Annotated in this window: 23 protein-coding genes, 3 tRNA genes and 1 pseudogene; 17 read left to right on the plus strand and 10 right to left on the minus strand. The window is 51.8% G+C overall.

Going from position 1 to position 24,451, the window contains the following annotated elements; genetic code table 11:
- Positions 1-32: 32 nt before the first annotated feature.
- Complete coding sequence (locus tag DYE26_RS00980) at positions 33-1,631, minus strand: S-layer homology domain-containing protein (protein ID WP_036621449.1); 1,599 nt, start codon at positions 1,629-1,631, stop codon at positions 33-35.
- Between the two features lie 241 nt (positions 1,632-1,872).
- On the opposite strand from DYE26_RS00980, the gene DYE26_RS00985 reads away from it, so the two are divergent.
- The 10 genes and pseudogenes from DYE26_RS00985 to DYE26_RS01025 all read left to right on the plus strand — a co-directional run bounded on the left by DYE26_RS00985 (position 1,873) and on the right by DYE26_RS01025 (position 11,888).
- On the plus strand, positions 1,873-2,721 hold the full coding sequence (locus DYE26_RS00985; RefSeq protein WP_082207727.1) for an ABC transporter ATP-binding protein: 849 nt from the start codon (positions 1,873-1,875) through the stop codon (positions 2,719-2,721).
- Positions 2,684-3,772: an efflux RND transporter periplasmic adaptor subunit gene (locus DYE26_RS00990; protein WP_036621450.1), complete on the plus strand. Its 1,089-nt coding sequence runs from the start codon at positions 2,684-2,686 to the stop codon at positions 3,770-3,772. The genes DYE26_RS00985 and DYE26_RS00990 overlap by 38 nt, the downstream gene beginning before the upstream one ends.
- Complete coding sequence (locus DYE26_RS00995) at positions 3,772-6,669, plus strand: ABC transporter permease (protein ID WP_036621454.1); 2,898 nt, start codon at positions 3,772-3,774, stop codon at positions 6,667-6,669. The genes DYE26_RS00990 and DYE26_RS00995 overlap by 1 nt, the downstream gene beginning before the upstream one ends.
- 3 nt (positions 6,670-6,672) lie before the next feature.
- On the plus strand, positions 6,673-7,563 hold the full coding sequence (locus tag DYE26_RS01000; RefSeq protein WP_036621456.1) for an ABC transporter ATP-binding protein: 891 nt from the start codon (positions 6,673-6,675) through the stop codon (positions 7,561-7,563).
- Complete coding sequence (locus DYE26_RS01005) at positions 7,560-9,074, plus strand: ABC transporter substrate-binding protein (protein WP_051985369.1); 1,515 nt, start codon at positions 7,560-7,562, stop codon at positions 9,072-9,074. The genes DYE26_RS01000 and DYE26_RS01005 overlap by 4 nt, the downstream gene beginning before the upstream one ends.
- 137 nt (positions 9,075-9,211) lie before the next feature.
- Complete coding sequence (locus DYE26_RS33240) at positions 9,212-9,376, plus strand: hypothetical protein (protein ID WP_170180026.1); 165 nt, start codon at positions 9,212-9,214, stop codon at positions 9,374-9,376.
- Between the two features lie 96 nt (positions 9,377-9,472).
- Complete coding sequence (locus tag DYE26_RS01010) at positions 9,473-10,909, plus strand: ABC transporter substrate-binding protein (protein WP_036621458.1); 1,437 nt, start codon at positions 9,473-9,475, stop codon at positions 10,907-10,909.
- A gap of 100 nt (positions 10,910-11,009) precedes the next feature.
- Positions 11,010-11,083, plus strand: a tRNA-Met gene (locus DYE26_RS01015).
- Positions 11,084-11,095: 12 nt separating this feature from the next.
- Positions 11,096-11,169: transfer RNA gene (locus DYE26_RS01020), tRNA-Ile, on the plus strand.
- Positions 11,170-11,433: 264 nt separating this feature from the next.
- Positions 11,434-11,888, plus strand: a pseudogene (locus DYE26_RS01025) (GNAT family N-acetyltransferase).
- 120 nt (positions 11,889-12,008) lie between these two features.
- On the opposite strand, the gene DYE26_RS01030 reads toward DYE26_RS01025, so the two are convergent.
- Together DYE26_RS01030 and DYE26_RS01035 are read right to left on the minus strand one after the other, a co-directional pair.
- Positions 12,009-12,167 (minus strand): aspartyl-phosphate phosphatase Spo0E family protein, encoded by a 159-nt coding sequence (locus DYE26_RS01030; RefSeq protein ID WP_036621459.1) that lies wholly within the window; start codon positions 12,165-12,167, stop codon positions 12,009-12,011.
- 241 nt (positions 12,168-12,408) lie between these two features.
- A complete protein-coding gene (locus DYE26_RS01035; RefSeq protein ID WP_036621460.1) occupies positions 12,409-12,603 on the minus strand; it encodes a hypothetical protein in 195 nt (64 codons plus the stop codon).
- A gap of 180 nt (positions 12,604-12,783) precedes the next feature.
- On the opposite strand from DYE26_RS01035, the gene DYE26_RS01040 reads away from it, so the two are divergent.
- From DYE26_RS01040 to DYE26_RS01060, 5 genes are all read left to right on the plus strand, one after another.
- A tRNA-Leu gene (locus DYE26_RS01040) sits at positions 12,784-12,869 on the plus strand.
- Between the two features lie 311 nt (positions 12,870-13,180).
- Positions 13,181-15,460 (plus strand): Ig-like domain-containing protein, encoded by a 2,280-nt coding sequence (locus DYE26_RS01045; protein WP_036621461.1) that lies wholly within the window; start codon positions 13,181-13,183, stop codon positions 15,458-15,460.
- 178 nt (positions 15,461-15,638) lie between these two features.
- Positions 15,639-16,598 carry a ComEC/Rec2 family competence protein gene (locus DYE26_RS01050; protein ID WP_051985371.1) on the plus strand — a complete coding sequence of 320 codons (960 nt, stop codon included), beginning with the start codon at positions 15,639-15,641 and terminating at the stop codon, positions 16,596-16,598.
- A gap of 6 nt (positions 16,599-16,604) precedes the next feature.
- On the plus strand, positions 16,605-16,817 hold the full coding sequence (locus DYE26_RS01055) for a DUF3006 domain-containing protein (RefSeq protein ID WP_036621462.1): 213 nt from the start codon (positions 16,605-16,607) through the stop codon (positions 16,815-16,817).
- A gap of 29 nt (positions 16,818-16,846) precedes the next feature.
- Entirely contained in the window at positions 16,847-17,365 is a 519-nt protein-coding gene (locus DYE26_RS01060; protein ID WP_036621464.1) for a DinB family protein, read from the plus strand.
- 77 nt (positions 17,366-17,442) lie between these two features.
- On the opposite strand, the gene manA is transcribed toward DYE26_RS01060, so the two are convergent.
- A complete protein-coding gene (gene manA, locus DYE26_RS01065) occupies positions 17,443-18,387 on the minus strand; it encodes a mannose-6-phosphate isomerase, class I (protein WP_036621465.1) in 945 nt (314 codons plus the stop codon).
- A gap of 115 nt (positions 18,388-18,502) precedes the next feature.
- Between manA and DYE26_RS01070 the strand changes: the two genes are divergently transcribed.
- On the plus strand, positions 18,503-19,537 hold the full coding sequence (locus tag DYE26_RS01070; protein ID WP_036621467.1) for a substrate-binding domain-containing protein: 1,035 nt from the start codon (positions 18,503-18,505) through the stop codon (positions 19,535-19,537).
- Positions 19,538-19,600: 63 nt separating this feature from the next.
- Here DYE26_RS01070 and DYE26_RS01075 read toward each other — a convergent pair whose 3' ends face one another.
- A complete protein-coding gene (locus DYE26_RS01075; protein WP_036621469.1) occupies positions 19,601-20,218 on the minus strand; it encodes a superoxide dismutase in 618 nt (205 codons plus the stop codon).
- 190 nt (positions 20,219-20,408) lie between these two features.
- Between DYE26_RS01075 and DYE26_RS01080 the strand changes: the two genes are divergently transcribed.
- On the plus strand, positions 20,409-20,660 hold the full coding sequence (locus DYE26_RS01080; RefSeq protein WP_036621471.1) for a YuzB family protein: 252 nt from the start codon (positions 20,409-20,411) through the stop codon (positions 20,658-20,660).
- A 186-nt stretch (positions 20,661-20,846) separates the two neighbouring features.
- On the opposite strand, the gene DYE26_RS01090 is transcribed toward DYE26_RS01080, so the two are convergent.
- From DYE26_RS01090 to DYE26_RS01105, 5 genes are all read right to left on the minus strand, one after another.
- Positions 20,847-21,497 carry a helix-turn-helix transcriptional regulator gene (locus DYE26_RS01090; protein WP_036621475.1) on the minus strand — a complete coding sequence of 217 codons (651 nt, stop codon included), beginning with the start codon at positions 21,495-21,497 and terminating at the stop codon, positions 20,847-20,849.
- Between the two features lie 26 nt (positions 21,498-21,523).
- Positions 21,524-22,417, minus strand: a complete 894-nt coding sequence (trhO, locus tag DYE26_RS01095) for an oxygen-dependent tRNA uridine(34) hydroxylase TrhO (RefSeq protein WP_036621477.1) — start codon at positions 22,415-22,417, stop codon at positions 21,524-21,526.
- A gap of 254 nt (positions 22,418-22,671) precedes the next feature.
- Complete coding sequence (locus DYE26_RS33245; protein ID WP_164815251.1) at positions 22,672-22,839, minus strand: hypothetical protein; 168 nt, start codon at positions 22,837-22,839, stop codon at positions 22,672-22,674.
- A 42-nt stretch (positions 22,840-22,881) separates the two neighbouring features.
- Complete coding sequence (locus DYE26_RS01100) at positions 22,882-23,646, minus strand: polysaccharide deacetylase family protein (protein WP_036627897.1); 765 nt, start codon at positions 23,644-23,646, stop codon at positions 22,882-22,884.
- Positions 23,647-23,949: 303 nt separating this feature from the next.
- Entirely contained in the window at positions 23,950-24,246 is a 297-nt protein-coding gene (locus DYE26_RS01105) for a hypothetical protein (RefSeq protein WP_036621479.1), read from the minus strand.
- Positions 24,247-24,451: the final 205 nt, after the last annotated feature.

A 24,451-nucleotide genomic window follows, 5' to 3' on the forward strand; every position in this document is an offset into this window, starting at 1 on the left:
AATCTTATAATGAGAAAAATAAGCCGAACGGCTTAATTAAACTTATACCCTTCGTACTTCTCCGTATTTTTCAAGCTTGTCCAAACTTCCGGAGATTCGCCGCCGATATGCCAATAGGCGAAGCCGGCGATCCCCGTACTTAAGCCCATCCGGAATTTTTCCGCCAGCGAGCGGGAATCTTCCAGCCAGATTCGGTGCAGCAGGCCGGATTTCCGGTATTCGGCCGTATACTGGCCGGCCGTTGCATTCCATTGGATTTTTGCCCCGTATTGCTTAATCCGGCTGTTTTGCTCAGGAATGCTCAAATCCTCCGACGATACGGTTGCCCCGTTGCCATTGACGGTCCAATCCCGGGTATAGAGCGGCATCCCTAAAATTATTTGGTCTGCCGGCACTTTGGCCAGCAGTTCGCCGACCCGTTTTTGCACCCAATTTAAAGAAGCGACCGAACCGGCCGTATAACCGCTCCAATGTTCGTCATAAGCCATCAGCACAATGTAATCCGCGCTTTTGGCGAGCTTTGCGTAATCGTAAGCGTCCGACCAATCGTTGCCCAAATCGGGCGGCAAATCCACGGACAAAACGGCGGAGACGCTGTCCAGCTCCTTGGCCAGTTTGGCGACGAACTCGGTAAAAAGCGCCTTATCGGCCGCCTGCACGTTTTCAAAGTCAAGATTGATGCCTTGCAGCCCGTATTTGCTTACATACGATTTCAAGTCCTGGATCGCGGCAGAAGACAAGGAAAATGAGGAGAGCAGCTTATGCGTCGTTTCCTGATCAAAACGGTTGCCCACCATGGCCCAAACCTGTTTTCCGCTTTTTTTGGCCCATGTCACAAGGGAAGGGTCCGTGGAATTGGATATTTTTCCGGTGTTCTCCAAAAAGTACCATCTCGGCGCAAGCACGTTGACGCTGGACTGTTGTACGGACCTCCGGTAGTCTTCGGTTGATTGGCCGAATTGCCAGCCGATTTGTATCGCCTGCTCTCCGGTTGCGGCTATCGCTTTTGGAAACATGTCGCCCTGCAGCAATCGATCGAGAATGACGGCGGTTTCCTGGCGGGTCATCGCCCGGTTCGGATAAAACTTCCCGTCGCTGCCTTCCATCAGACCAAGTAGAGAAACGGAGCTTATGTAAGGGCGGGCCCAAAGCGCGATGCTAGCGCCATCCTTATAGCCGGAAACCGGCGCCGCCCCCGTCTTTTGCTTCAGCGCTCTGACGAGCCAGGCCGCGGCTTCCTGCCGGGTAATCGGTTGGTTCGGCTTGAAGATGCCGCCCCCCAGCCCTTCCGTAAGCCCGAGTTCGGTCGCGGCCTGAATCGTTCCGTAGTACCATGCCGAAGCGGCAACGTCGGTATAAGCCGGGAGGGCCGAGGACACGGGTTCCAGATGCAGGATGCGGGTCAGCGTGGTCATAAATTCGGCGCGGGTAATCGCCTGTGCAGGAGAAAATTCGGTTGGGGATGTACCTTTCATGGTATTATTTTCATATAATCGCACGATCGCCTCTTTGGCGTAGCTGCCGTTTATATCGTCATAGGGCAGTTTCTCGGCGGACACCGGCAGCTGATCGACGCCGGGAGCGGTCAACATCAGGGATGCCAACAGGAGCATGGATAATACTTTTTTCATGAAGTAGGACTCCTTGCCTAAATTAGTAGAAATCCCCTTTATTTTAACAGACTAATAGAATATGATCAGTGTAAAAAATATGGAAATCAAAGCCTCTAAAAAATATCAAATCGTAAAAAAAGTTGTAACTTTTTGGCATAATATTTCGTTTATAATGCTAGACGTAAAGCATTCTTAGACAAAGATATTTCGCGAGTCAGAGGGGGAGCAGCAAATTGAAAAAACGGGAGAACGATACAAGATGAAGCTTTGGCTTCGCAAGAGAGGAAAAATAGGAGTTAAGCCGGAAGCGGAGACGCCTATTCCGGAGGTTAACGGGGACTTGCCGGAGCTTCCCGAGGGGACGTCCGAACCGGAGAAGCTTGAGGCTGCGGCCGCTTCAGGGATAAACGATGCACCTACGCAAGAAATGGAGAAGGGGCCGCTGCTGATGGTTAAAGACGTCCGCAGGTCTTTTCCGGTCGGCGGTGGAGAAATTCAGGTATTGAAAGGGATCAACATGGAGGTCCATCCCGGCCAGCTTGTCATGCTCAAAGGGAGGTCCGGCTCGGGGAAAACGACGCTGCTCAACATGTTGGGCGGGCTTGATCAGCCGACGTCGGGGGAGATTTTTTTCCGCGATCAGCCTCTGCACCGGTTAAGTGACGACAAACGTACGGTGCTGCGGCGAGATCAAATCGGCTTTATCTTTCAGGCTTATGCGCTGCTGCCGCTGCTTTCCGCGTGGGAGAACGTGGAGCTGTCTTTGCGCATGGCCGGGGTGCCGACGCAGGAATGGAAACCGCGCGTTACACACTGCCTGGAACTGGTCGGACTCGGCAAACGGATGTTTCACCGGCCGTTCGAAATGTCGGGCGGTGAGCAGCAGCGGGTGGCCATCGCCAAAGCGATCGCCCATAGGCCCAAGTTGCTGCTGGCGGACGAGCCGACGGCGAATTTGGATTCGCAAATGGGCGCGCAAGTCATGACCGTTTTCAAAAACATCATACATACGGAACGAGTGACGATTTGCATGACGACACACGATCCTACAATCTTGGAGGTAGCCGACCATGTTTACGAAATGGTGGATGGAAGATTTATCAACTAAAGGAAGAAAGCTTTCGCGGACGCTGGGCTTGCTGGCGATTTGCGCATCGCTCGTTGCCGCATCCGGCTGCGCCTTGCTTCCGAACGAAGACGAGGAAGAGGATATTCCCGTCATTACGCCGCCGACCATTTCGAAAAAACCGGAGTACGAAGTGAGGAAGGGACCGATCGTGATTGACGTGAGCGCGGTCGGGAAGATTATGAGCCAGCGAGAAGAGCCGCTGTTCTTTACGAAGGGCGATCTGCACATCAAAAATGTGCTGGTCAAAGCCGGGGATAAGGTGAAGCAGGGAGATCCGCTGATCGAGCTGGACGTGGAGGAACTGCAGAAGGACCTGCGCAAGAAGAAGCTGGAATTCCGCAAGCAGGAAATACAAATGAAGGAACTTCTCCGCACGAAAGACGAGAAGGATCCGGTTGAATTCGAGGAGGCTTCGATTGTTTTTGAAGAAGCGCGGCAGGACCTTGCGGATTTGGAGAAGACGATCGCGGACGGGACGCTCCGAGCGCCGTTTTCCGGCACGATCGTGTCCGTCTCGGCCGAAAAAGGCAAGACCATTGAAGCTTACAAAACATTGGCGGTGATTTCGGATACTTCATCACTGGTCGTGGCCGCTTCTTTTGCCAAGGAGGATCTGGAAAAAATCGCGGTCGGCATGGACGCCAAAGTCGATATTAACGCCGCCGGTGTATACAACGGCAAGGTCAAGGTGATGCCGGTCAACACCAGTTCTTCGGATAGCGATAACAACAATGGCAACCAGCCGGAAAAAGACTCGATCGACAAATACGTGATCGTACAGCTGGACAAATGGCCTAAAGGCATCGAGCGGGGCAGACCGCTCAGCGTTTCCATCGTCACCGAGCGCAAGGAAAACGCCGTGCTCATTCCGATTTCCGCCCTGCGCACGATTGGTTCGCGTACCTATGTGCAGGTCGTCGAAAAGGACGGCAGCAAACGCGAAGCCGACGTTGAAGTTGGCCTGCAGACTTCGACCGATATTGAAATCGTTAAAGGTCTTACGCCGGGGCAGAAAGTAGTGGGTCGTTAATGGGTGTACCTTTATTGCGCTTACTGTTCCGCAAAATGTGGAACACGAAATGGCTGACGTTCAGTACGCTGCTTGGTCTTATCGTTGCTGTTTCGTTTACCGTCAGCATACCGATGTATTCGGACGGTTCGCTGAAGCGGGTCGTTTCGAGTACGTTAAAAGGCGAAAGCGAAGGACTTCCCGCAGGTTCCCTGATCATGAGCTACCAGGCGCCGGGGGGAACGAAGACGGACATCGGCGGCTTAAAGGCCGTGGATGAATATATTGTCAACGAGGTGCCGAAGGAAATCGGTTTTCCTCATGAAACCTATGTCAATACGCGTTCGATCCGGAGCACCGAGGTGTACCCGGTTGACCCGACCAAGGTCGATGCGAGCCGGACGCGAACGATGACGCTCTCCTCGATGAGCGGACTCCAGGATCATGTCGAGCTGTCCGGAGGCAAAATGTTTTCAGAAAAGGCCAGCGGAGATACGATCGAGGCGCTGATGCTGGAGGAGGCGATGTACCGCCAGGACCTGCACGTCGGCGACGTGATGGAGTATCCTGTAAGCGGCGGTTCGGGCATTACGCTTAAAGTAAAAATCGTCGGCGCGTTTCAGCCCAAAAACGAGAGCGATCCGTATTGGTACCAGGGTTTTGAGGGGATGATGAACAGCTTCTACCTCCCTGACAAAGTGTTTAATGAAGATCTGCTTCAGCGCATGTCGATACCGCTTCACAATTCGAGCTGGTATTATGCCTTTGATCTTCGGGAGATTAAAACGAGCCAGCTATCGCCGCTGGCAGGTACGCTGGATCGTTTGAACATCGAACTGTACCAGAAGCTGAAGGATGCAAAAGTCGATGTCTCTTTTGGAAGCCTGCTGAACGATTTCCGCAAGCAGAGCCTGCAGATGCAGACGCTGCTGTTTACGCTGGCGGCGCCGATGATCGCCATGGTGTTCTACTATATCGTGATGAATGCCCGCCAAGCTCTCGACAAGCAGCAAAGCGACATCGCCGTTCTGCGCAGCCGGGGAGCGTCGACTAAGCAAATCGTTTTTATTTATTTGCTGGAGAGCTTGATTCTAGGTGTCGTGGCGCTGATCCTGGGACCGCTGCTGGGCTGGTTTATGTCCAAATCGATTGGAGCGGCCGACGGGTTTTTGACGTTCGTCAACCGCAAATCGATTCCGGTCGGCTTTAATTTTGATGCGCTTGTGTTAGGGGCTTTGGCGGTTGTCATCGCGATTCTGGCGACCCTGCTGCCGGCGGTATCCTATGCCCGCGCCTCGATCGTCAAAGCGAAGCAAAAGCAGGCCCGCTCCGACCGGGCGCCCTTCTGGCAGCGCTGGTTCCTGGACATCGTGCTGATGGGGATTTCCGCTTACGGCTACTATATGTTCCAGGAACGCCAAATGCTGACGTTCCAAACCGGGTTGACCACGGATGAGCTGCAGGTTCAGCCGTTCCTGTTTTTCGTCCCGGCGCTGGCCATCTTTTCGATCGGTTTGTTCTTCTTGCGCGTGTTTCCGTGGCTGCTCAAGCTGATCGGCTGGCTCGGCAAAAAATGGCTGCCCGTGCCTTATTATTTAAGTTTGACCCAACTGTCGCGGTCATCATTGTCCTATTATCCGCTGATGATTTTGCTGGTATTGACGCTCGGGCTCGGCGTTTACAATGCATCCGCCGCCCGGACGATCGATCTGAACTCGACGGAGCGGACGCTCTACAAATACGGGGCGGATGTAATCATGAAGACGGTATGGGATGGAACGCCGGAAATTAAGCGTCCATCGCAGGGGTCGGGCCAAGGCGGCCAAGGGCAGGGCGGCGGTTCCGGCCAATCGGGGAATCCGGGAGCGCCGGGCGGAGGCGGCCCGGGCGGCGGACAAAACCAGAGACCGACCAAGGTGATCTATGCGTCGGAGCCGCCGTTTGAAATTTTCCGCCAGCTGGATGGCGTGGAAAATGCGGCGCGCGTCCTGCAAACGAAAGGCAATATTATCATTTCCGGCCGCTCGGCCGGGCAGGGCAACGTGATGGGGATCGACAATGTCGATTTTGCCAAGGTTGCCTGGTTCCGGGACGATTTGTTCCCGACGCATCCGTACAATTATTTGAATTTTCTGGGCATGAACGAAAGCGCGGCTTTGGTTCCGTCCAATCTGGCCGAGAAATACAAGCTGAAGCTGGGGGATGTATTCACTGTTTCGCTTAACGATCAGCCGGTGGAATTCGCCGTGTACGGCATCATTCCGTATTGGCCCAGCCAATATCCGGACCAGACACCATTTGTTATCGCCAACCTCGATTATATCTACGATCAGGTTCCGCTTATTCCTTACGAGGTTTGGCTGAAGATGAAGCCGGGCGCCAAGGTGGCGCCGCTTATTCCGAAGCTGGCCGAAAAGAACATCGAATTGTATGAGGTGAGCGATGTGCGCAGCGAATTGGCGGCGCAGAGCAAGCACCCGACCCGCGGCGGGGTGTTCGGCATTTTGAGCCTTGGCTTCCTCGTTTCGGTCATCGTGTCGCTGATCGGATACGTGCTTTACTGGTTCTTTAATTTATCCGGGCGGGTCGTTCAGTTCGGGATTTTGCGGGCGATGGGCTTGTCGCGCAAGCAGCTGACCTTTATGCTGCTGACCGAGCAAATATTGACGGCGGGCTTATCGATCGTGCTCGGCATCGTCATCGGCAAAATCGCCGGCAGGCTGTACCTGCCGTTCCTGCAAACCGCCGATAACGTGACCACGCAGGTTCCGCCGTTCCGGATCGTGTTCGACTCGCAGGATACGCTGCAGCTCTACGTGGTCGTGTTGGTGATGCTGCTGCTCGGAGCCGGCCTGCTGCTGTGGCAAATCCGGCGGCTGCGCGTGCATCAAGCCGTGAAAATGGGAGAGGAGCGGTAGCCGATGATACACTGCGAAGGATTGGTCAAAATTTTCAAGTCCGAGGACATCGAAGTCGTAGCGCTTCAGGGTCTTAATCTAACCGTGGAGCAAGGCGAAATGATGGCCATAATCGGGAACAGCGGCAGCGGCAAATCAACCCTGCTGAACATTCTGGGCGGCCTTGACCGGCCTTCGGCCGGCCAGGTGTCCGTCGGCGGCTGGGATCTGCTGAAGATTCGCGACGATCAACTGGTGGAATATAAGCGCAGCACGGTAGGTTTCGTATGGCAAAACAACGCGCGCAACCTATTGCCTTATTTAACGGCCCTGGAGAACGTCGAGATGCCGATGCTGCTGACCGGCAAGCTGGACCGCAATTATGCCAAGGAACTGCTGGAGCGGGTTGGACTCAAGCACCGGATGCACAACAAGCTCCACCAGCTATCCGGCGGGGAGCAGCAGCGGGTGGCGATCGCCATTTCGCTTTCGAACCGTCCGAAACTGCTGCTTGCCGACGAACCGACCGGATCGGTCGATACGGCGACATCCGATCAAATCATGCAGATTTTTCGCCAGGTCAACCGGGATATCGGCATCACGGTCGTCATCGTTACGCATGATTTGACGCTGGCGGGCAAAGTGGACCGCGTCGTGGCGATCCGCGACGGTTTGACGAGCACCGAGTTTGTGAAGCGGAATCCTAACCTTGATCTGGCCGCAGCGGAGGGCTTGGGCGGAGGACTGCAGGAGGTACACGAAGCGTTTGTGGTGGTCGACCGCGTCGGTCGTCTTCAGGTGCCGAAAGAATATCTGGAAGCCGTCGGTATCGGCGGGCGGGCCAGCATGGAGTTTGACGGAGAAAAAATCATTATCACGGCGCCAAAAGCCTTAGAGGGGGATGGGGTAAAATGAGCATGAGGAGAGGGAGTTTTCGTAAAATTACGACGGCGCTGCTGACCGCAACGCTTGCGCTGGGATTGCTTGCGGGCTGCAGCGGAGGCAAAGCCGCCGACAAAGAGCAGGAGAAGGTGCTGCGGATCGGTGTGCTGTACGGGGGATACGATGATTCGTATTTCCGCCAGCAATATACCGATGTCTATGAATTTACGCATCAGAAAGTCCGGATCGAGATCGTTCCGGCCGTCGATCAAAGCCAATACCGCTATTCCGACGGCACGGAAGAGAATCAACCGCCGGATTACCTGGACAGCATAAAAAAGATTATGACCGGCGGCAATCCGGTCGACATCGTTGTTACGGATACGAGCGTGCTGAACCAATTGATCCAGGAAAACATGGTCAAGCAACTGGACCCGATGATTCAGGAAGATAAATTTGACACTGCGGATTACGTGCCTGCGGTGATTGAAGGCATCAAGGATTTAGGGGACGGGAAACTGTACGCTTTAACTCCATCCTTCACTTCATCGGCGCTTTTTTATAACAAAAAGATATTTGCCGACGCCGGCGTCGAACCTCCGACGGACAAGATGACGTGGGATGACGTTTTTAATTTGGCTCGCCGCGTTGCCAAAGGGGAAGGAAAAGACCGGGTCTACGGATTTGCTTTCAGCCGCTACCAGGGCAGCGATCCGTTTTACGATATGCAGAGCAATTACCTAAACGCCCTGCAGCTCAAAACGTATGACGATAAAGCGGAAATGATGACGGTTAATTCGCCCCAATGGATCAAAGTTTGGGAAACGATGTCGAAACTGGTCAAGGATAAAATCATTCCGGACTCCTCGGCGGGCATGTCGGATGGAGCCATGGACCAATGGACGCCGATCAGCGGCGATTTGTTCCTGTCCGGCAAAGTCGCGATGACGATCGGGGATAACTATTATATCAGCGAGATTGCCGATGCGAACAACAATGCCGGCAAAATCAAAAACTTCAAAGCGGTCGATTGGGATATCGTTACGGTGCCGGTACATTCCGAAAAACCGGATGTCGGGGGAAATATTTGGCTAGGCAGCACGTTTGCCATCAACAGTGCGGCGCCGAATCCGGAGACCGCCTGGGATTTTATCAAATTCATCAACGGCCCGGATTGGGCGAAACTAAAATCCCGCAGCAATTCTTACGAGATGGTGGCGCGCAAGTCGTTTATTGAGCCGAAACAAGGATTGGATTACAATATTCAGGCGTTTTATTTGCTCAAGCCTACGCCGCCGACGGACCCGAAAGACGACAAAATGTTCGCCGAAAAACCGGGCCTGTACAGCGTAACCAACATCGGGCGCAATTACTATCAGGAAGTGCTGGAGAACAAAAAAACGCCGGAGGAAGCGCTCAAGGAATGGGAAGAAAAGGGCAACAAGATGTTGCTGGAAATCAAAAACAACCCGAAAACCCAATTCCAGGAAGACGGCACTCCGTACATCCCGAACGAAAGCGGAACTTCCGGAGTCAAATATTAAGCAGGCGTGTAAACAAAATTTACTAAACCCAAAAGCAGCTGCCGGGAACGATCCCGGCGGCTTTTTTTGGCCGCTCCTGGGTAATCTATAGGCAGGGAGAAGATTTATGAAATAACGAAAGGATGAACTGACAAGCCATGCGTTGGGTATACTTCAATAAGTTGTACAGAACGAAGTTTCAAGCCGGTTGCCTGGCCCGCAGACTCGAGCAGGATGGCTGGATTTACGGTTTTGACGACATGCGCGAAATTGAAATTTTCCGCTCTCGGAAAGGAAAATACGGCGTCCGTTTTATCCCGTGATTACACCTGTCACAAAGGAGGCCCTAGCGCGCGTTATAGTGAATAGGAGCGGATTATTACAAGACAAAGCTGATGATAAGGGAGAGGAGTTTGCAATTGAATAGCAGTTTTTGGGGAAAAAGGTTATGGGCTGTTATAGCCATGTTAAGTCTGATCGCATCTCTTTCCGTGGGCTGCACTTCGGCTAAGCCCGCCTATGATGAAGAGAGGGTGTTGCGAATCGGGATGGTGTACGGAAGCGGGAATGAAGCAAATTTCCGGCAAGCATATGTGGATGCCTTTGAGGTGACCCATCCCGGCCTTACCATAGAACTTGTTCCGGCCATTTATGGAGGTTCCTACGGAAGAAATGCGAAGCAAGAAGAAGACCAAGATATTATGAAAAATCTGAAAAAAATCATGACCGGCGACAACCCGGTCGATGTGGTCATCGTAAGCGACGAGGTCCTGACGAGATTGGTGCGGGAAAACCTGGTTAAACCGCTGGATCCGCTCATTCAAAAGGATAAATTCGATACCTCCGGCATCGTTCCCGCTGTGTTGGAAGGAGCCAAGGCTATTGGAGACCAGCACATTTACGGATTAAGTCCGACGTTTACGGCTTCGGCGCTGTTTTATAATAAGAAAATTTTTCAGGAAGCCGGGGTGGAACCGCCGACCGACAATATGACTTGGGATGAGGTGTTTAACCTCGCCCGCCGCGTGGCTAGAGGTGAGGGGCAGAATCGAATTTACGGCATATCCTTTACGCAATGGCGCGACGGCCTAGGGCCGTTTAATTATATGGTTTCGGATTACGTCGCCCCGCTTCAACTCAAGCTCGTTGATGAGCAGACAGGGAAGATGGCCGTTAATTCGCCGCAATGGGAAAAGGTCTTGACCACTATCAGTGAGCTGGTGGCCGATAAGGTGTTATTTGGAGGTTACAAAGGTCAGTATATTGAACAGACGCCTACATATGATACAGACCTTTTTATCTCGGGCGATACGGCCATGCTGGTGGCCGATTACAGTTATGTGGGTCAATTGAACGACGCGATTGAATATGCCAAGAAGAATAACGGTTCTTCTATAGACTGGGACGTAGCGGCCTTTCCAATGCATCCGGAGGCGCCGGAAACCGGCGGCATCAAGTTAAACAATCTTACGGCGATTAACAACGCCGCTCCAAATGTAGAGGACGCCTGGGAATTTGTCAAATTTCTAAACGGTGATGATTACGCCAAGATCAGATCGCATAGCGGCTCCGAACTCGTCGCCCGGAAGAAATATATCCGTCCCCAAGGCGGACTGGACTATCATATTGAGGCCTTTTCCGCTCGGAAGCCGGTTCCCCCGTCCGTTTCGGATGAGCCCCTGCTGTCTAGCCTCGAGCTTTCGAAGCTGTTTTGGGAAGTGGAGATGTCGGGCGAGACTTTTTTCGAGCAAGTCGCGGACAGCCAAGCGACGCCAAAAGAAGCGCTGGCGGAATGGGAACAGGCGGGAAATGAAATACTGGCCAAATTTAAAAAAGAGCCACAGGGCGGAGATTGAATGTAGAAACAAGGGGATGATGGGCGGTTTTTTCCTCCCATCCCCCCCTTGACATTCGCATGACTTATATTGTATATTAATTAAGTCGCTATTTTAATGACGCGGGGTGGAGCAGCCCGGTAGCTCGTCGGGCTCATAACCCGAAGGCCGCAGGTTCAAATCCTGCCCCCGCAATTGATGTGGTTCGGGCCCTTAGCTCAGTTGGTTAGAGCGGTCGGCTCATAACCGATTGGTCACAGGTTCGAGTCCTGTAGGGCCCATAAGCCGAAACCCCTTGCCAGGCAAGGGGTTTTTGCTATTTTAAAGGATGGTTGAGTTGGCTTTTTGCCATCGTAAAATGGTCGGGAAATTTGATTTGCTAACGGCGGCTTGGCGATGGCTGTTTGTCCACGGGTTCGGAACTAGGTAAATGACAGTCGCGATAACAGGACTGAAATTCGGCAATTGACTTGAGTGGGCGCGCTAATGATAGTATATATTCTATAAAACAAATCTATCGCAAATGGGTGGGAGAGGTGAAATCATTGGAGATTCAATTGGACGACTTAAACGGTCCGGAAATTAGGGCGTTGATCGGGGAGCACCTGGCGAACATGGCGGAAACCTCGCTCCGGAAAGCATTCACGCTCTTGATCTGGAGGGTCTGAAAAAGCCGGAAATTACGTTCTGGAGCGCATGGGAGCAAGGGATATTAGCGGGCTGTGGCGCGTTAAAGGAGCTTGACCGGGAGCAAGGCGAAATAAAATCGATGCGGACGGCGTCATCCCATCGGCGCAAAGGCGTCGCCAGGGCCTTGCTGGCCCATATCGTGGAAGAGGCCAGACGGAGGGGGTACCGGCGGTTAAGCCTGGAGACGGGCTCGATGGACGCTTTTAAGCCGGCCAGAAACTTGTATGAAAGCTTCGGGTTTGAATACTGCAGTCCGTTTGCGGATTACAAAGAGGATCCGAACAGCGTTTTTATGACCAAAGAACTGTAATGTACAATTGATTTGATACTAACAACATCGCTTCGGCCGTCTGTAGGCTAGGCGGTTTTTTTTTGCGTTTTTATGAAAAAAAGAAAAATAAAGGGAGTCGCCAAAGCGACTCCCCCTGAATCATTTGCTTTGCTGTTCTAAGATCAAACGATGATATTCGTTCAACAGCTCGTCCAGTCGTTGACTTACCAAAACGAGCTCCCGGTCGGCCAGACGTTTGCACGCAGCAAGCTTGTTTAATTCCAACCGGAGTTCTTCAATTTTTAGAATCAGCTCCAAAGCGAACAACTCCTAGTATTTAAATATCTATGTAATACGTCCGCTGTGCACTGGCGACCGTCATGCGGAATCCCACTTTATATCTGTTCCGCACCAGGCTAAAGTGGTAGTAATACATTCTATGTCTGAATTTGTAAATCCTCCCTTGAAGAAGAGAAACATTTGCAAAAAAATGTCGAAAGCCAATAAAATATTAGTTAAAAAATATATTGCAGGGCGGGCTGGAGTTGGCGAAACGAGATTATCTTTCAAACGGAATAATCCGGGTAACGTGCGAAATTTCGTTCAGCTTGACCCAAACGGCCCCTTCGATGGTGCGGAGTTGAACCCTGTCGGGAGCCGATCCCCATTTCGGCAAACCGGTCATTATTTGTCCGCTTTCCAGTTTTACGACGACCTGATGACCCAGCGTAACGGCGATTTTCAGTTCATGCATACATACACCTTCCTCTTGTGATGATGGCTGGAAATCTATCAAATTTAACTTGCCATAAATCTTCTTATAATTGTTTTATCGGCCGAAAGGCGCAACATGTTGAATTTATTCCGAAATCTGTTTATAATTTGTTATGCGGGTTTTTCAGGATGACGTGAGCTGACACGTCCCGACATATTCGCCGGGGTGGCGGAATAGGCAGACGCACAGGACTTAAAATCCTGGGGGTGGTGACACCCGTACGGGTTCGATTCCCGTCCTCGGCATGGTTGCATAAAGAAACGCATGACTTTCGCAGGCAGTGCGGATATCGTGCGTTTTTTTTGTTGGCTTGGCGCGTAAAAAGCAGTTCATTTTTCGTGGAGGAGGGGCTGTTTTTTCATATTGAGAAGGCCGTTCTTATTCCTATGATCGTCGAATTTTGTCGTATTGGGTAAAACACTCATTTTTTTAATAGGACAAAGGGCTTATTTTTGTTGAAAAACGTTACGAAATATCTACCAAATGTCGATATAAATACATAGGCCTGGAAAAAGGTTCCTTTATCCGAAGAACAAGACTAAAAGGAGAGAAATGCATGGTTGTTAAAAGGAAGATGACGAAGTGGTTCCTCGTTTTGGCGCTGCTCCTTGCCGTGGTGTTTCCGACCGGAGTTTTTGCAGCCACCGGCGATGTCAGCGCAATCTCCATTGACGGGGAGAATACGACGATCGAGCTCAAAGTTGGAAGTTCCAAGCAGCTGAAGGTATGGGCTTCGATCGAGGGCTCGACGACCAAAAAAGATGTAACCGGAGTGGTCACCTGGACATCTTCGGAAAATATCCTGAGCTTGAACAACGGGATGGTAACTCCGTTCAAGAGCGGGACATCGATCATTCAAGCCAGCTATCAGGGCTCCGTTTCGATGATTACGATTAAAGCGGTAGATACATATTCGAAATTATCGCTGGAATATAAACAGGGTGGGAAATACAGCCTGGACAGCGACGGGGACGATCTCAAGGTTAAAGCGCTGGCGCTTAACGACAACAGTGCCGTCGATCCGAAGGATGTGACCGAAGATGCGGATTGGAGTTCCTCCAATTCGAGCGTGCTAACCATCGAGAAAGGCGTTATTAAGATCGTCGGCGAAGGGAAAGCGACGATCAAGGCGCAGTATTCCGGCATGACCGCTTCCTTCGAAGCGACGGTTAGTTCCCCTTATGCCGGCCTGAAGCTGTATCGGGCTGCGGGTGGAACCGAAATCGGGGAAAACGAAGATCTGGAACTGATTCTTGCCGACAGCAAAATCGAGTTGTTGGCGAAAACGGTGCCGGCCAGCGATAAGTCTGCTACTGATGTATCGAAGAAAGCGACCTGGACCTCCTCGGACACGAGCGTGGCCACCGTTGACGATGGGACCGTCGAGATCATTTCTATGGGCAAAACGACAATTACGGCAAGCTACATGGGAAAAACGGTCAGCGTAGACATTTATGTGCGGGCGCCGTATGAAGCGATCTTGCTCACCCCTTCGTCCGATCCACTGCTGTTTGTCGGCGAAACGCTGCAGATTAGCGCCGGAGTAAGGGTAGCGGCCAACGAAACGACGGACGTCGGCAGTTCAGCTGAGTGGAGATCATCCAATAAATTGATCGCCACCGTGGACGACAATGGTCGGGTTACGGCCAAGTCGGCCGGTACGGCCACGATTAAAGCAAAATATCAAGGCATCAGCAAAAGTTTGACGGTTACGGTTCATCCGACCATCACCAAGTTGGAAGCCGAGAAGACCGAAATGGAGCTGCTGCGGGGAGAATCCGCGAGCTTGCCGGACGTGAAGGCGACGAAGGTCGATGGCGACAAAGTGAATTTCAACAATAAAATCGTCTGGTCTTCCGACAATGAAGAAGTCGTAACCATTGAAGACGGTAAGATCGTCGCCAAAGACAGCAATGATTTGAAGCTGTCCACAACGGCTACGATTACGGGCAAACTCGAGGATATCGGATCGGGCTTAACTCCGAACGCGGCATTCCCAATCCGGGGAACGCAGGATAGCGTAGTCACCGTCAAGGTTACAGTGAAGGAAAAAGTGCTCACGCTGATTTCGGAAGAAGAGAAGATGAGCATTGTGATGGGCGAGGAATCAAGCCTGCCGAAGATAACGGCCGTTTTTGAGAACGGGGAAGAAGTGGTCGATCCGTCCGAAATCGACTGGAGCGTGACGGGGACAAACGCGGTGCTCAAAACGGCTGGCAGCGGAAAGAAAATCAAAGGCTTGACGAAAGGAACGGCTACGTTAAAAGGAACTTATTCCAACAAAACGATCAGCATTCCGGTAACGATCGAGAAGAAGATTTCCAAAATCGTGGTTGAGCCGCAATCGATCGAATTGAACTTGAAAAAATCGAAATCGATTAAAGTAACGGGCTATTATACGGACGGCACGAAGATCAACCTGACGAGCAAAATGGACTGGAAATCTTCGGACGAAAAAGTTGCCACGATCCCGAGCAGTTCGGTAAAAGCGGTCGCTATCGGTACGGCAACGTTGACCGCCTCTTACCAAGGTAATGATGTCAGCGTTAAAGTTAACGTCGTACCGAAGCTGAAGAAGCTTTACGTGGACGAGAAGCGGCTGGCATTGTCCCCGGGAGCGGTGAAATCGGTTGTTGTCACCGCGGAATACGATACGGGTGAAACGGTTGTAGTCACCTCAAGCGCAACCTGGACCAGCTCCAAGCCTTCCGTCGCCAAAGTGACGGCCGGGAAGATCGAAGCCGTGGCCAAAGGCAGCTCTTCGATCAAAGCAAAGTATGGCGGCAAAACGGCAACGGTTTCCGTATCCGTTAAAGTCGAGAAAGCCAAGAAATAACTTGGATTAGCGCAATAGCGAGAGACCGCCTTGCATGGCTGATGCAGGGCGGTCTCTTTTTTATTAAAATTATTCATTTTTAGATTGATTTCGGGTTGCGCAATAACGTATAATTGGAACAAATGTTCTGATGAACTTTACATACTGCTTCTAGGCTGAAGAGAAAAGGACGACATCGATGATCAGACTTAAAAGATTATTAACGCAACGTAAGAAAAGCTTCTTTGGCGGCGAAATGGTCAGGGCGTTTAGCGCTTTGATATGCCTCGGCGTGATTTGCGCTTTGCTTTCCGGCTGTGCGTTAAACGGATTTGAGCCGGCCGGAACGGCGGGACAGCCGAACAAGAAGGCGCATCATTCTACCGCTGACGGTGATTCCGGCCATTCGCTGCGGGTTATTTTTCTGGATGTGGGGCAAGGGGCTTCGCAGCTGCTGATTAGCCCGTCCGGCGAAACGATGTTGATCGATGCCGGAAACAACAGCGAGGAGCAGCACATGCTCGATTATTTGCGGGAATACGGCGTCACCCGGCTGGATATCGTCATCGGCACCCATCCGGACGCGGATCATATCGGCGGTTTGGACCGCGTTATCGAGAATGTTGACGTCGGCCAGATCTATATGCCGAAAATTTCCTCCAACACGAAAACCTTTGAATCTTTGCTGCGGGCGATCCGCGGGAAAGGGCTTAAAGTGAAAACCGCCAAGGCCGGGCTTTCGCTGGATTGGGATGAACAAGTCCGCGTAGACATGATCGCACCCGTCGCGACGACGGATGACAAAAACAATATGAGCGCGGTTGTAAAGGTGAGCTACGGCGATACTTCTTTTTTGCTGACGGGAGATGCGGAGCGGGAAAGCGAGGAAGCGATGATCGAGTCGGGGGCCGACCTTCGCGCCGATGTTTTGCTGGTGGGGCACCATGGCTCCAAATCGTCCACCTCGCCGCGTTTTCTCGATCGTGTCAGGCCGGAATACGCGGTGATTCAAGTGGGAGACAATTCGTACGGGCACCCGACCAAAACGGTGCTTGACCGGCTGGCCAAACAGCGGATTCAAGTGTACCGCAACGATCTTCAGGGGACCGTGGAGATCGATTCCGACGGGCGGGAGCTACAAATCCTCACGGAAAGGTGAGCAAGCATGCTGCATGTTGTGGACCGTTTTGAAGGAGAATTTTGTATTATTGAAAGTGACGGAGTGACCCGGGACGTTCCGCGCAAGCTGGTCGATCCCGGCGTCAAACCGGGGGATGTCGTGGAATGGAGCGGCGGGAAATGGGTGGCGAACCGGGAGCAAACCGCCTCCCGCAGCAAAGAAATCAAGTCGCTGATGGATGAGCTGTGGGAAGATTAAATGAAACGAAAAAGCGAGGAGGAATCATGATGTTAACGAAGCCGCAAGCGGGGGAATACGCGGAGCATTTTACCGTATATATCGATAAGGTGCCGGAAGGCGATCTGCTGGAGCTGCTTCAGACGCAGCCCGCGTTCGCTAAGGAAGAATGGGGTTCCTTAACCGAAGAGCAGGGGAATTACCGTTACGCGGAAGGCAAATGGAGCCTGAAGGAAGTGCTGGGCCATATCAGCGATACGGAACGGGTGATGAGCTATCGGCTGCTTAGGATATCGCGCGGTGACACGACGCCGCTTCCGGGATTTGACGAGGAACTGTTCGTCCGCCATTCGACTTTTGCCCGGCAGCCCGTTTGCGCGTTGCTGCATGATTTTTCCGTCGTACGCGAATCCACGCTGTCGTTAATCCGCCAACTGGATGACGAAGCTTGGCTGCGCCAAGGCAACGCCAGCGGGGTAACGATATCGGCGAGGGCGCTGGCGTACGTGATTGCCGGCCATGCCCAACATCATCTAAGCATGATCCGGGAACGTTATTTGCAAAAGTAACGGTTTCAGCGAAAATCAAAAAGGGACGGAGCCTTCCTATCTGGAATAAGCACTGTCCCTTTTGTGTATGCTGCGGATTATTCGTGTGACATGATGAGTTGCAGTTCTCCGCCTAAACGGTACGGACCAAATCCGGCCGGAAGGATAAAATGCTCCCCTTTCGCCAATCGATAGGTTTGATCGCCTGCCGTGAGCGAGCCGCTGCCTTCAAGCACGCTGAAGATCGTATATTTCTCGTTCCCTGAGAGGGAAGCGTCGCCGGCCACCTCCCATTTTTGCACCGTGAAAAACGCGTTGGAAACGAAGGAGGTTACCGTAAGTCCTTCCTGTTTAGTGGTGTCGTATGTGATCGGCTGATAAGCTTGGGGCACGGTCGTCACGTCGACGGCTTTTTCCAGGTGAAGCTCCCGGGTGTTGCCGTTTTTGTCCTTGCGGTCATAATCGTATACGCGATAAGTCGTATCCGAGCTTTGCTGCGTCTCCAGCACGACGATGCCTTTGCCCAGGGCGTGGATCGTACCGCTTGGCACGTAAAAGAAGTCGCCCGCTTTGACCGGCACCTTCGTCAGCAGCCTGTCCCAATCGCCGCTGTCGATCATCTCCGCAAGCTGTTCCTTCGTTTTGGCTTCATGGCCGTAAATAATCGCCGCGCCCGGCTCGGCGTCGACAATGTACCAGCACTCCGTTTTGCCGAGCTCGCCGTTTTCGTGTTTGCCGGCATATTCGTCATCCGGATGAACCTGCACCGACAGGTCGTCGGAGGCGTCGAGAATCTTCGTCAGCAGCGGGAACACGGCGGATTCCGAGCGGAACAGCTCGGGATGGGCCGACCATAAATCCCCCAGCTTCATTCCCTGATTAGGACCGTTTTTGACCGTGCTTTGTCCGTTCGGATGCGCCGAAACCGCCCAACATTCACCGGTGAGATCGTTCGGAATCTCATAGCCGAACAATTCCCGGAGCTTCGTTCCGCCCCAAATGCGTTCTTGAAAAATCGGCTGCAAAAAGATCGGTTCACTCATCTCATCTTTCTCCTTTTGTGTAATTCACTTATTAGGCTTGACAAACTTGACAAAATTATATTTTGTAAAGTAATATGCGAGTCAAGTGTATCATGTTTCGAAAGGAATGAAAAGAATGGGCCGCAAAAAGAAAGTGTCGATGCAGGATATCGCCGACAAGCTGGGAATCTCGAAAAATGCGGTATCGCTCGCCCTAATGAACAAAAAGGGCGTCAGTGAGGATATGCGGAGCCGGGTGCTGCAGGCGGCCAAGGAGATGGCATATGGCCCATTTGCCGCGAAGGAAGCGGGAAACGCCAACATTTTGGTCGTTGTTCCGGAGCGGATCATGAGTTATCAGGATAACGACCATTTTCAATTTTTTCACGATATGATTTGGGGCCTGGAGAAAAGCGCGCGCAAAAAAGGCGTTAATGCCATCATAACCCCCATAGACGAGGAGATGGAATCGCGGCGGGCGCTGCCGGGGCAATTTGCGGACATTCCGCACTGCGGCGTCATTTTGTTCGGGATCATCGGCCGGGAATACGCCCGGTTGATTTGGGAGATGGACATTCCTCTGGTGCTGATGGATTCGTATTACCGCGATTTGCCGTGCCCCGCCGTGACGTCGGCGAATGTGGAAGGGGCGTACGCGGCGGTTTCCCATTTGATCGCCTCCGGCCATCGGGAGATCGGGATGATCGCGCCGATGAACCTCTCTTCCAGCCACGAGGAACGGGGATACGGTTATTGGAAGGCGATGCAGGATCACGGTTTGACCGTTCGTTCCGAGCATACGTTAACCGGATCTGCGGGTTATGACTGCACGGACCGGGAGATCTCCGCGTTTTTGGACGATATGGCATCATGGCCGTCGGCTTTTTTTTGCGGTAACGACCGGATTGCCTATCTTCTTGCCGGGGAACTCCAGAAACGGGGGATCAAGCTGCCGGACCAGGTGTCCATCGCCGGCTTTGACGACTTGAATTACGCCGGCCCGGTTAGTTTAAGGATGACGACGATGCGGGTGGAGAAGGAGAAAATGTGCGATGCGGCGGTTTCGCTGCTGCTCTCGGAGTTCGGAACAAGCAGGGAGGCAGTTCGCTGGCAGGTGAAGCCGGCGCTGGTCGTCCGCGATTCGGTTAAAGCAAGAAGGGGTGTCCCGTAAGCCAAAGGCTCTTAGGACACCCCTTCCGATTTGCCGCAGAGATTTCAATGCCCCGCGCGGTTCTTATTTGCCGACAGCAGCTTCGTAACGTTTCTCAACGGCAGACCAGTTGATGACGTTAAAGAAAGCGGCGATGTAGTCAGGACGTTTGTTTTGATATTTCAGGTAGTAAGCATGCTCCCATACGTCAAGGCCGAGGATCGGCGTTTTGCCTTCCATCAGCGGGGAGTCTTGGTTCGGCAGGCTGTAAACGGACAATTTGCCGCTGCCGTCTACCGCGAGGAATGCCCAGCCGCTGCCGAAACGCGTCGTAGCCGCTTTGGTGAAATCCTCTTTGAATTTGTCGAACCCGCCAAGCTCGTTGTTGATCGCTTCAGCCAGTTTGCCGGACGGTTGGCCGCCGCCGTTCGGGCCGATCGTTTCCCAGAACAAAGAGTGGTTGGCATGGCCGCCGCCGTTGTTGCGAACCGCGGTGCGGATGCTTTCGGGTACGCTGTCCAAAGCGGAAATCAGCTCTTCCACGGATTTGGATTGCAGTTCAGGAGCGGACTCCAGAGCGGCGTTCAGGTTCGTAACGTACGTATTATGGTGACGATCGTGGTGAATCATCATCGTTGTTTCATCGATATGAGGTTCCAGTGCGTTGTTGGGGTAAGGCAAAGCAGGTAATTGATGTGCCATGCTAAATCCTTCCTTTCTCCTTATAATATGTAGTTTCATTCCGACAAACCTTATTATAAATCTCTATTTCGACTTAGTCAACATAAATGTATGTTAAGTATGTTAAATCTATTGCAGACATTGACAAACCCAGCCGCTTTGATCATAATGAATGATCGGGCAATATTTGCAAAGTTTGGGGTGATCCTGTATGGGACTTGGCATCGTCATCGTCGAAGTTTGCGACAGCAACCTAATGAGCGCGCTCGATCTGGAAAATCTGGAGCAGGAGTATCCCGAGATTGCCGTTATGCGGGCGGAATGTCTCAGCTTGTGCGGATTGTGCCGGCTCAGACCTTATGCCCTGGTCAACGGAAAAAGGGTGATCGGCAAAACGACGGAAGAGTGCGTCCAATCGGTCAAGCAGGCGATCGAAGATGAATTAAAAGCTTATGATATATAGAAAAGGCAGCCGTCCGGCTGCCTTTATCTTCATGCGCGGGTTTACCCGCCCTGAAAAAGATTGGGGGATTTTGAATATGATTGAACAACAGTTTAATCAGGTTTACGCCATCATGACAGCCTTATCCCCCGAGAGTGAACGGAGGACTTATGCCGGGCAGAAGGAGCTGCTGAGCAATCCGTAGGGTTATTCCCCGGATGTACCCTTCTTCCGCTCACGAATGACATAAACGCATTTTTTGCCGTTTTGGGCCAGGCATTCCGTACGCTTGACTTCGGCGTCCAGCAGCGATTCAAACAGATTCAGTTCGCAATCGCAGGCATGGTTGTACCGGGAAGCGATTTGCGAAATCGGGCAATTATGCTCCATCAGCACGAATTCGCCGCTTTCGTTGCGTTCGAGCTCCGTCATGTAGCCGTTGTCGTTTTGAATTTCCGACAGCTTTTGCACCTTTTCCGGAAGCGTTTTACCGTCCATCTCGGCCAGGTACTTCCGGTTTAATTTGTCCCGGCGGCGCTCGAACAGCCGGTCTACCATGCGCCCGCCGCTTTCCTCCTCAAGTTCTTCCAGCAAGTCGAGCGTGAGCGTATGATATTTTTTCGGGAAAAGCCCCTCGGCCATTTCGGTCAAGCCGTAAACTGCCGTCGGGCGGCCCAGCGTTTGCCGGATCATTTTGGATTCGATCAATCCGTCCCGCTCCATCGTCCCGAGATGGCGGCGTACCGCCATTTCGGTTATTTTCAGCTCGCTTGTGATTTCTTTGGCGCTGAGCGGTCCGGACGTTTTCATCATGTGGAGAATCCGTTCGCGGGTGGTAAGCTCCTTGATCTGGTTCACAAAGACACTCCCTTTCGGGTAAATGGTCAGCCGTGCTTCACGGTCACGAACGATTCCTTGCAGGCGTCGGAACAGAAGCCGTGGTGCTCCGCCTCGCATTCCTCGCAGCAAATGTGCTGCAGGTTGCAGACCGGGCAATTGATGTAACGGTCGTGCGAGGTTCCGCAATGATAGCAATGGCCGATAACGACGTCCTCCTCGGTCCGGTTGATCGGCACGGAGATCCGCTCGTCGAACACGTAACATTTTCCGTCGAACAGGCGGCCTTGCACCTGAGGATCTTTTCCGTAGGTGACGATGCCGCCTTCGAGCTGGGCCACGTCGCTGAAGCCCTCGCTCAGCAGGAAGCCGGTCAGCTTCTCGCAGCGGATGCCTCCCGTACAGTACGTCAGTACCTTTTTGTCCTTATAGCCGCTCAGGTTGTTCCGAATCCATTCCGGAAATTCGCGGAAAGATTCGACCTCCGGGCGGATCGCTCCGCGGAAATGGCCGATGTCGTATTCATAGTCGTTGCGTCCGTCGAGGACGATGACATCCTCGTTTTGCAGCTGCTCGTAAAATTCGGCGGGCGAGAGCCGTTTGCCGCTTACCCGGTTCGGATCCAGTTCCTTCCCGTAACGGAACGTGACCAGTTCTTTTTTGTGGCGGACGAACATTTTTTTGAACGTATGGCCGTCCGCTTCATCGATTTTGAACACGATATCCGAAAATAACGGATTGGCCCGCAAATCCCGCATGTAGCGTTCGGTTTGTTCTATCGTCCCGGACAAGGTACCGTTAATGCCTTCCGAGGCGATCAGGATACGCCCTTTAACTCTGAGATCCTTGCAATACTGCAAATGCTCGGCGGTAAATTGCTCGGGATTATCGATACGCACGAATTTATAAAACAATAAAACACGGTAAACGTGTTGTTCCATAAGTAATCACCTATCTATGTTGGATTCTACTGCATTGTAGTTGAATTTTATAAGCTTAGTCAATATTAAAGTATAGTAAGTATATTAATACAGGTCCAGTGGATATTGTATCCTTGTCCGTTAATTCGTGTATTCAGGCCTTGCCTGCTGTTCTCGAAATCGCATCGCTGCGGCGTAAACAAGCAAAAAAGGAGGTTCTCCCCGAAGAGAACCTCCTTTTTTGGTATTTTTTTGCCGTATGTCCTTGCGTTAACCTATTTGCGCTTTTCTCTTTGCCGGCCGTCTTCCCCGGCTGATGCTTCCGTCCCTTCGTTCATAACCGCGCCGACGAGGTCCTCGAGTTTCTCGGTTGCGGCGGTGGGGTGGCGGTTCGGCACCGGTATCGGATCGACGCCGGGGCCTTGTCCCGTTTTAGTATCCATGGTCGAACTCCTTTCCTTGAGGGATTCTTTTGAACCCTGCTCTCAATGGTTGGCCTTAATGTGGTGATCGGGGGTCACTTTATGGCTTAGCAGTTCGGAAACCGTCACAAAAGAATAGCCCCGGCTTTTAAGCTCGGGCAAAATGATTTTGAGCGCTTGGGCCGTTTGCTTGCTGTTGTGAACATAATCATGCATCAGAATGATATCTCCATTGCGGGCATTGTTAACGACTTTGCGTACGATTTTGTAAACGCCTGGCGAGGTCCAGTCCAACGTATCTTGATGCCATGACCAGAGAATCATTTGCAGTCCGTTATTTTTCGTAGCTTCTACGATTTTTTCATTATAATGCCCTCCCGGAGGACGAAACAGCACAGGTCTTTGTCCGGTTGCTTCAATAACCGCCTGCTGGGTCTGGCTTAGTTCGGACATAATGGAGCTTGTCGTTATGTTGTGAAAGGATGGGTGATGAAAAGAATGGTTCCCGATTTCATGTCCTTTCGCCAGCTCCAATTGCACGATTTCAGGAAAACGTTTCACCCTGTCCCCTACCACGAAAAAGGTTGCCTTTGCCTGGTTTTGATCCAAAATATCCAAAATTTCCAGAGTTTGCCGATCGTCCGGTCCGTCGTCAAAAGTAAAGGCGACAAATTTTTCGTGCGTCGGAACCTCCCAAACGATATCCCCGCGCTCTTCATAATAGCTTCTTCCTTTGACTAGAGCATGGGGGGAAGCCTCCGTATAGGGGCATAAAAGAGAGGTCGTTAAGGCTAAAGCCAAGACAGCGCCCAGTTTGTTTTTTAGCATCAGCACTTTGTTCCTCCATTGTTGTCACTTGTTATGCACGGCGAGTTACACTGCTGCATCGGTGCGTTATTCGCTTAGTTTGGCTAAAAACAGCAGTTTTATCCTTTAAGGGCGCCATTTCGCAATTTGCCCCGGCACTTGGCGGAATTATGCGCAACAAGGAGGATCTGACGTTTGGTTAAACCTGGCATGAGACCGCCTTCCGGGCAACAGTTGTCCATTTTATGGAGGGGGAAATTTGGGGACTTGCTCGATTGCGGATATCTGCAAAAAAAATCCGAATGCATGGGGGCACCGGATTTTCTACTTGATTCTTTTCAGTTCGGCTTCTTGCTGGATGGAGCGGGCGGAAAGCAACTCGATGATTTTGTGCTGATTCTCGAGAATGGTTTCCACATTTTTCAGACGATCATTGGTTTCAAGTACAGCGCGTTTGATAAGTTCTTGATCTTGTTTCATAATTTTTTGCTCTTGTCTTATGAGTTCTTGCTCTTGTTTCATTTGTTGCTGTTCGGATGTTAATTCGACAAGCTGCCTATTAATCGGCTCTAACTCCTCTTTGATAACGGACCGCAACAGTTCAGAAAATTGATTATCCAATCGATTCCGCTCCTTCAAACTAACTTTATGATGATATTTTATCAAAAGCTATTTATTTATGCCATCGAGATTTTGTGAATGTTTAGGGAAAGAAAATAAAGAAGTGCTTTATCGTTTTGTGCCGATAGGGCGTGGAAGACAATATAATTGCTCGAAAGTAGCGGGAGCATTTGTAAAATTATAGAAAGGGCTTTTTTCACCATTG

Origin of the sequence: Paenibacillus macerans (assembly GCF_900454495.1) — a bacterium.
In the GTDB taxonomy this organism is placed as follows: domain Bacteria; phylum Bacillota; class Bacilli; order Paenibacillales; family Paenibacillaceae; genus Fontibacillus; species Fontibacillus macerans.

Coding starts and splice junctions, on each gene's coding strand:
- DYE26_RS01005 (WP_051985369.1), top strand. CDS start 7,560: ATGAGCATGAGGAGAGGGAGTTTTCGTAAAATTACGACGGCGCTGCTG.
- DYE26_RS01080 (WP_036621471.1), top strand. CDS start 20,409: ATGGGACTTGGCATCGTCATCGTCGAAGTTTGCGACAGCAACCTAATG.
- DYE26_RS01100 (WP_036627897.1), bottom strand. CDS start 23,646: ATGCTAAAAAACAAACTGGGCGCTGTCTTGGCTTTAGCCTTAACGACC.
- DYE26_RS01035 (WP_036621460.1), bottom strand. CDS start 12,603: ATGCATGAACTGAAAATCGCCGTTACGCTGGGTCATCAGGTCGTCGTA.
- DYE26_RS33245 (WP_164815251.1), bottom strand. CDS start 22,839: ATGGATACTAAAACGGGACAAGGCCCCGGCGTCGATCCGATACCGGTG.
- DYE26_RS01000 (WP_036621456.1), top strand. CDS start 6,673: ATGATACACTGCGAAGGATTGGTCAAAATTTTCAAGTCCGAGGACATC.
- manA (WP_036621465.1), bottom strand. CDS start 18,387: ATGAGTGAACCGATCTTTTTGCAGCCGATTTTTCAAGAACGCATTTGG.
- DYE26_RS01075 (WP_036621469.1), bottom strand. CDS start 20,218: ATGGCACATCAATTACCTGCTTTGCCTTACCCCAACAACGCACTGGAA.
- DYE26_RS01055 (WP_036621462.1), top strand. CDS start 16,605: ATGCTGCATGTTGTGGACCGTTTTGAAGGAGAATTTTGTATTATTGAA.
- DYE26_RS01050 (WP_051985371.1), top strand. CDS start 15,639: ATGATCAGACTTAAAAGATTATTAACGCAACGTAAGAAAAGCTTCTTT.
- DYE26_RS01060 (WP_036621464.1), top strand. CDS start 16,847: ATGTTAACGAAGCCGCAAGCGGGGGAATACGCGGAGCATTTTACCGTA.
- DYE26_RS33240 (WP_170180026.1), top strand. CDS start 9,212: ATGCGTTGGGTATACTTCAATAAGTTGTACAGAACGAAGTTTCAAGCC.
- DYE26_RS00990 (WP_036621450.1), top strand. CDS start 2,684: ATGTTTACGAAATGGTGGATGGAAGATTTATCAACTAAAGGAAGAAAG.
- DYE26_RS01070 (WP_036621467.1), top strand. CDS start 18,503: ATGGGCCGCAAAAAGAAAGTGTCGATGCAGGATATCGCCGACAAGCTG.
- DYE26_RS01045 (WP_036621461.1), top strand. CDS start 13,181: ATGGTTGTTAAAAGGAAGATGACGAAGTGGTTCCTCGTTTTGGCGCTG.
- DYE26_RS00995 (WP_036621454.1), top strand. CDS start 3,772: ATGGGTGTACCTTTATTGCGCTTACTGTTCCGCAAAATGTGGAACACG.
- DYE26_RS00985 (WP_082207727.1), top strand. CDS start 1,873: ATGAAGCTTTGGCTTCGCAAGAGAGGAAAAATAGGAGTTAAGCCGGAA.
- trhO (WP_036621477.1), bottom strand. CDS start 22,417: ATGGAACAACACGTTTACCGTGTTTTATTGTTTTATAAATTCGTGCGT.
- DYE26_RS00980 (WP_036621449.1), bottom strand. CDS start 1,631: ATGAAAAAAGTATTATCCATGCTCCTGTTGGCATCCCTGATGTTGACC.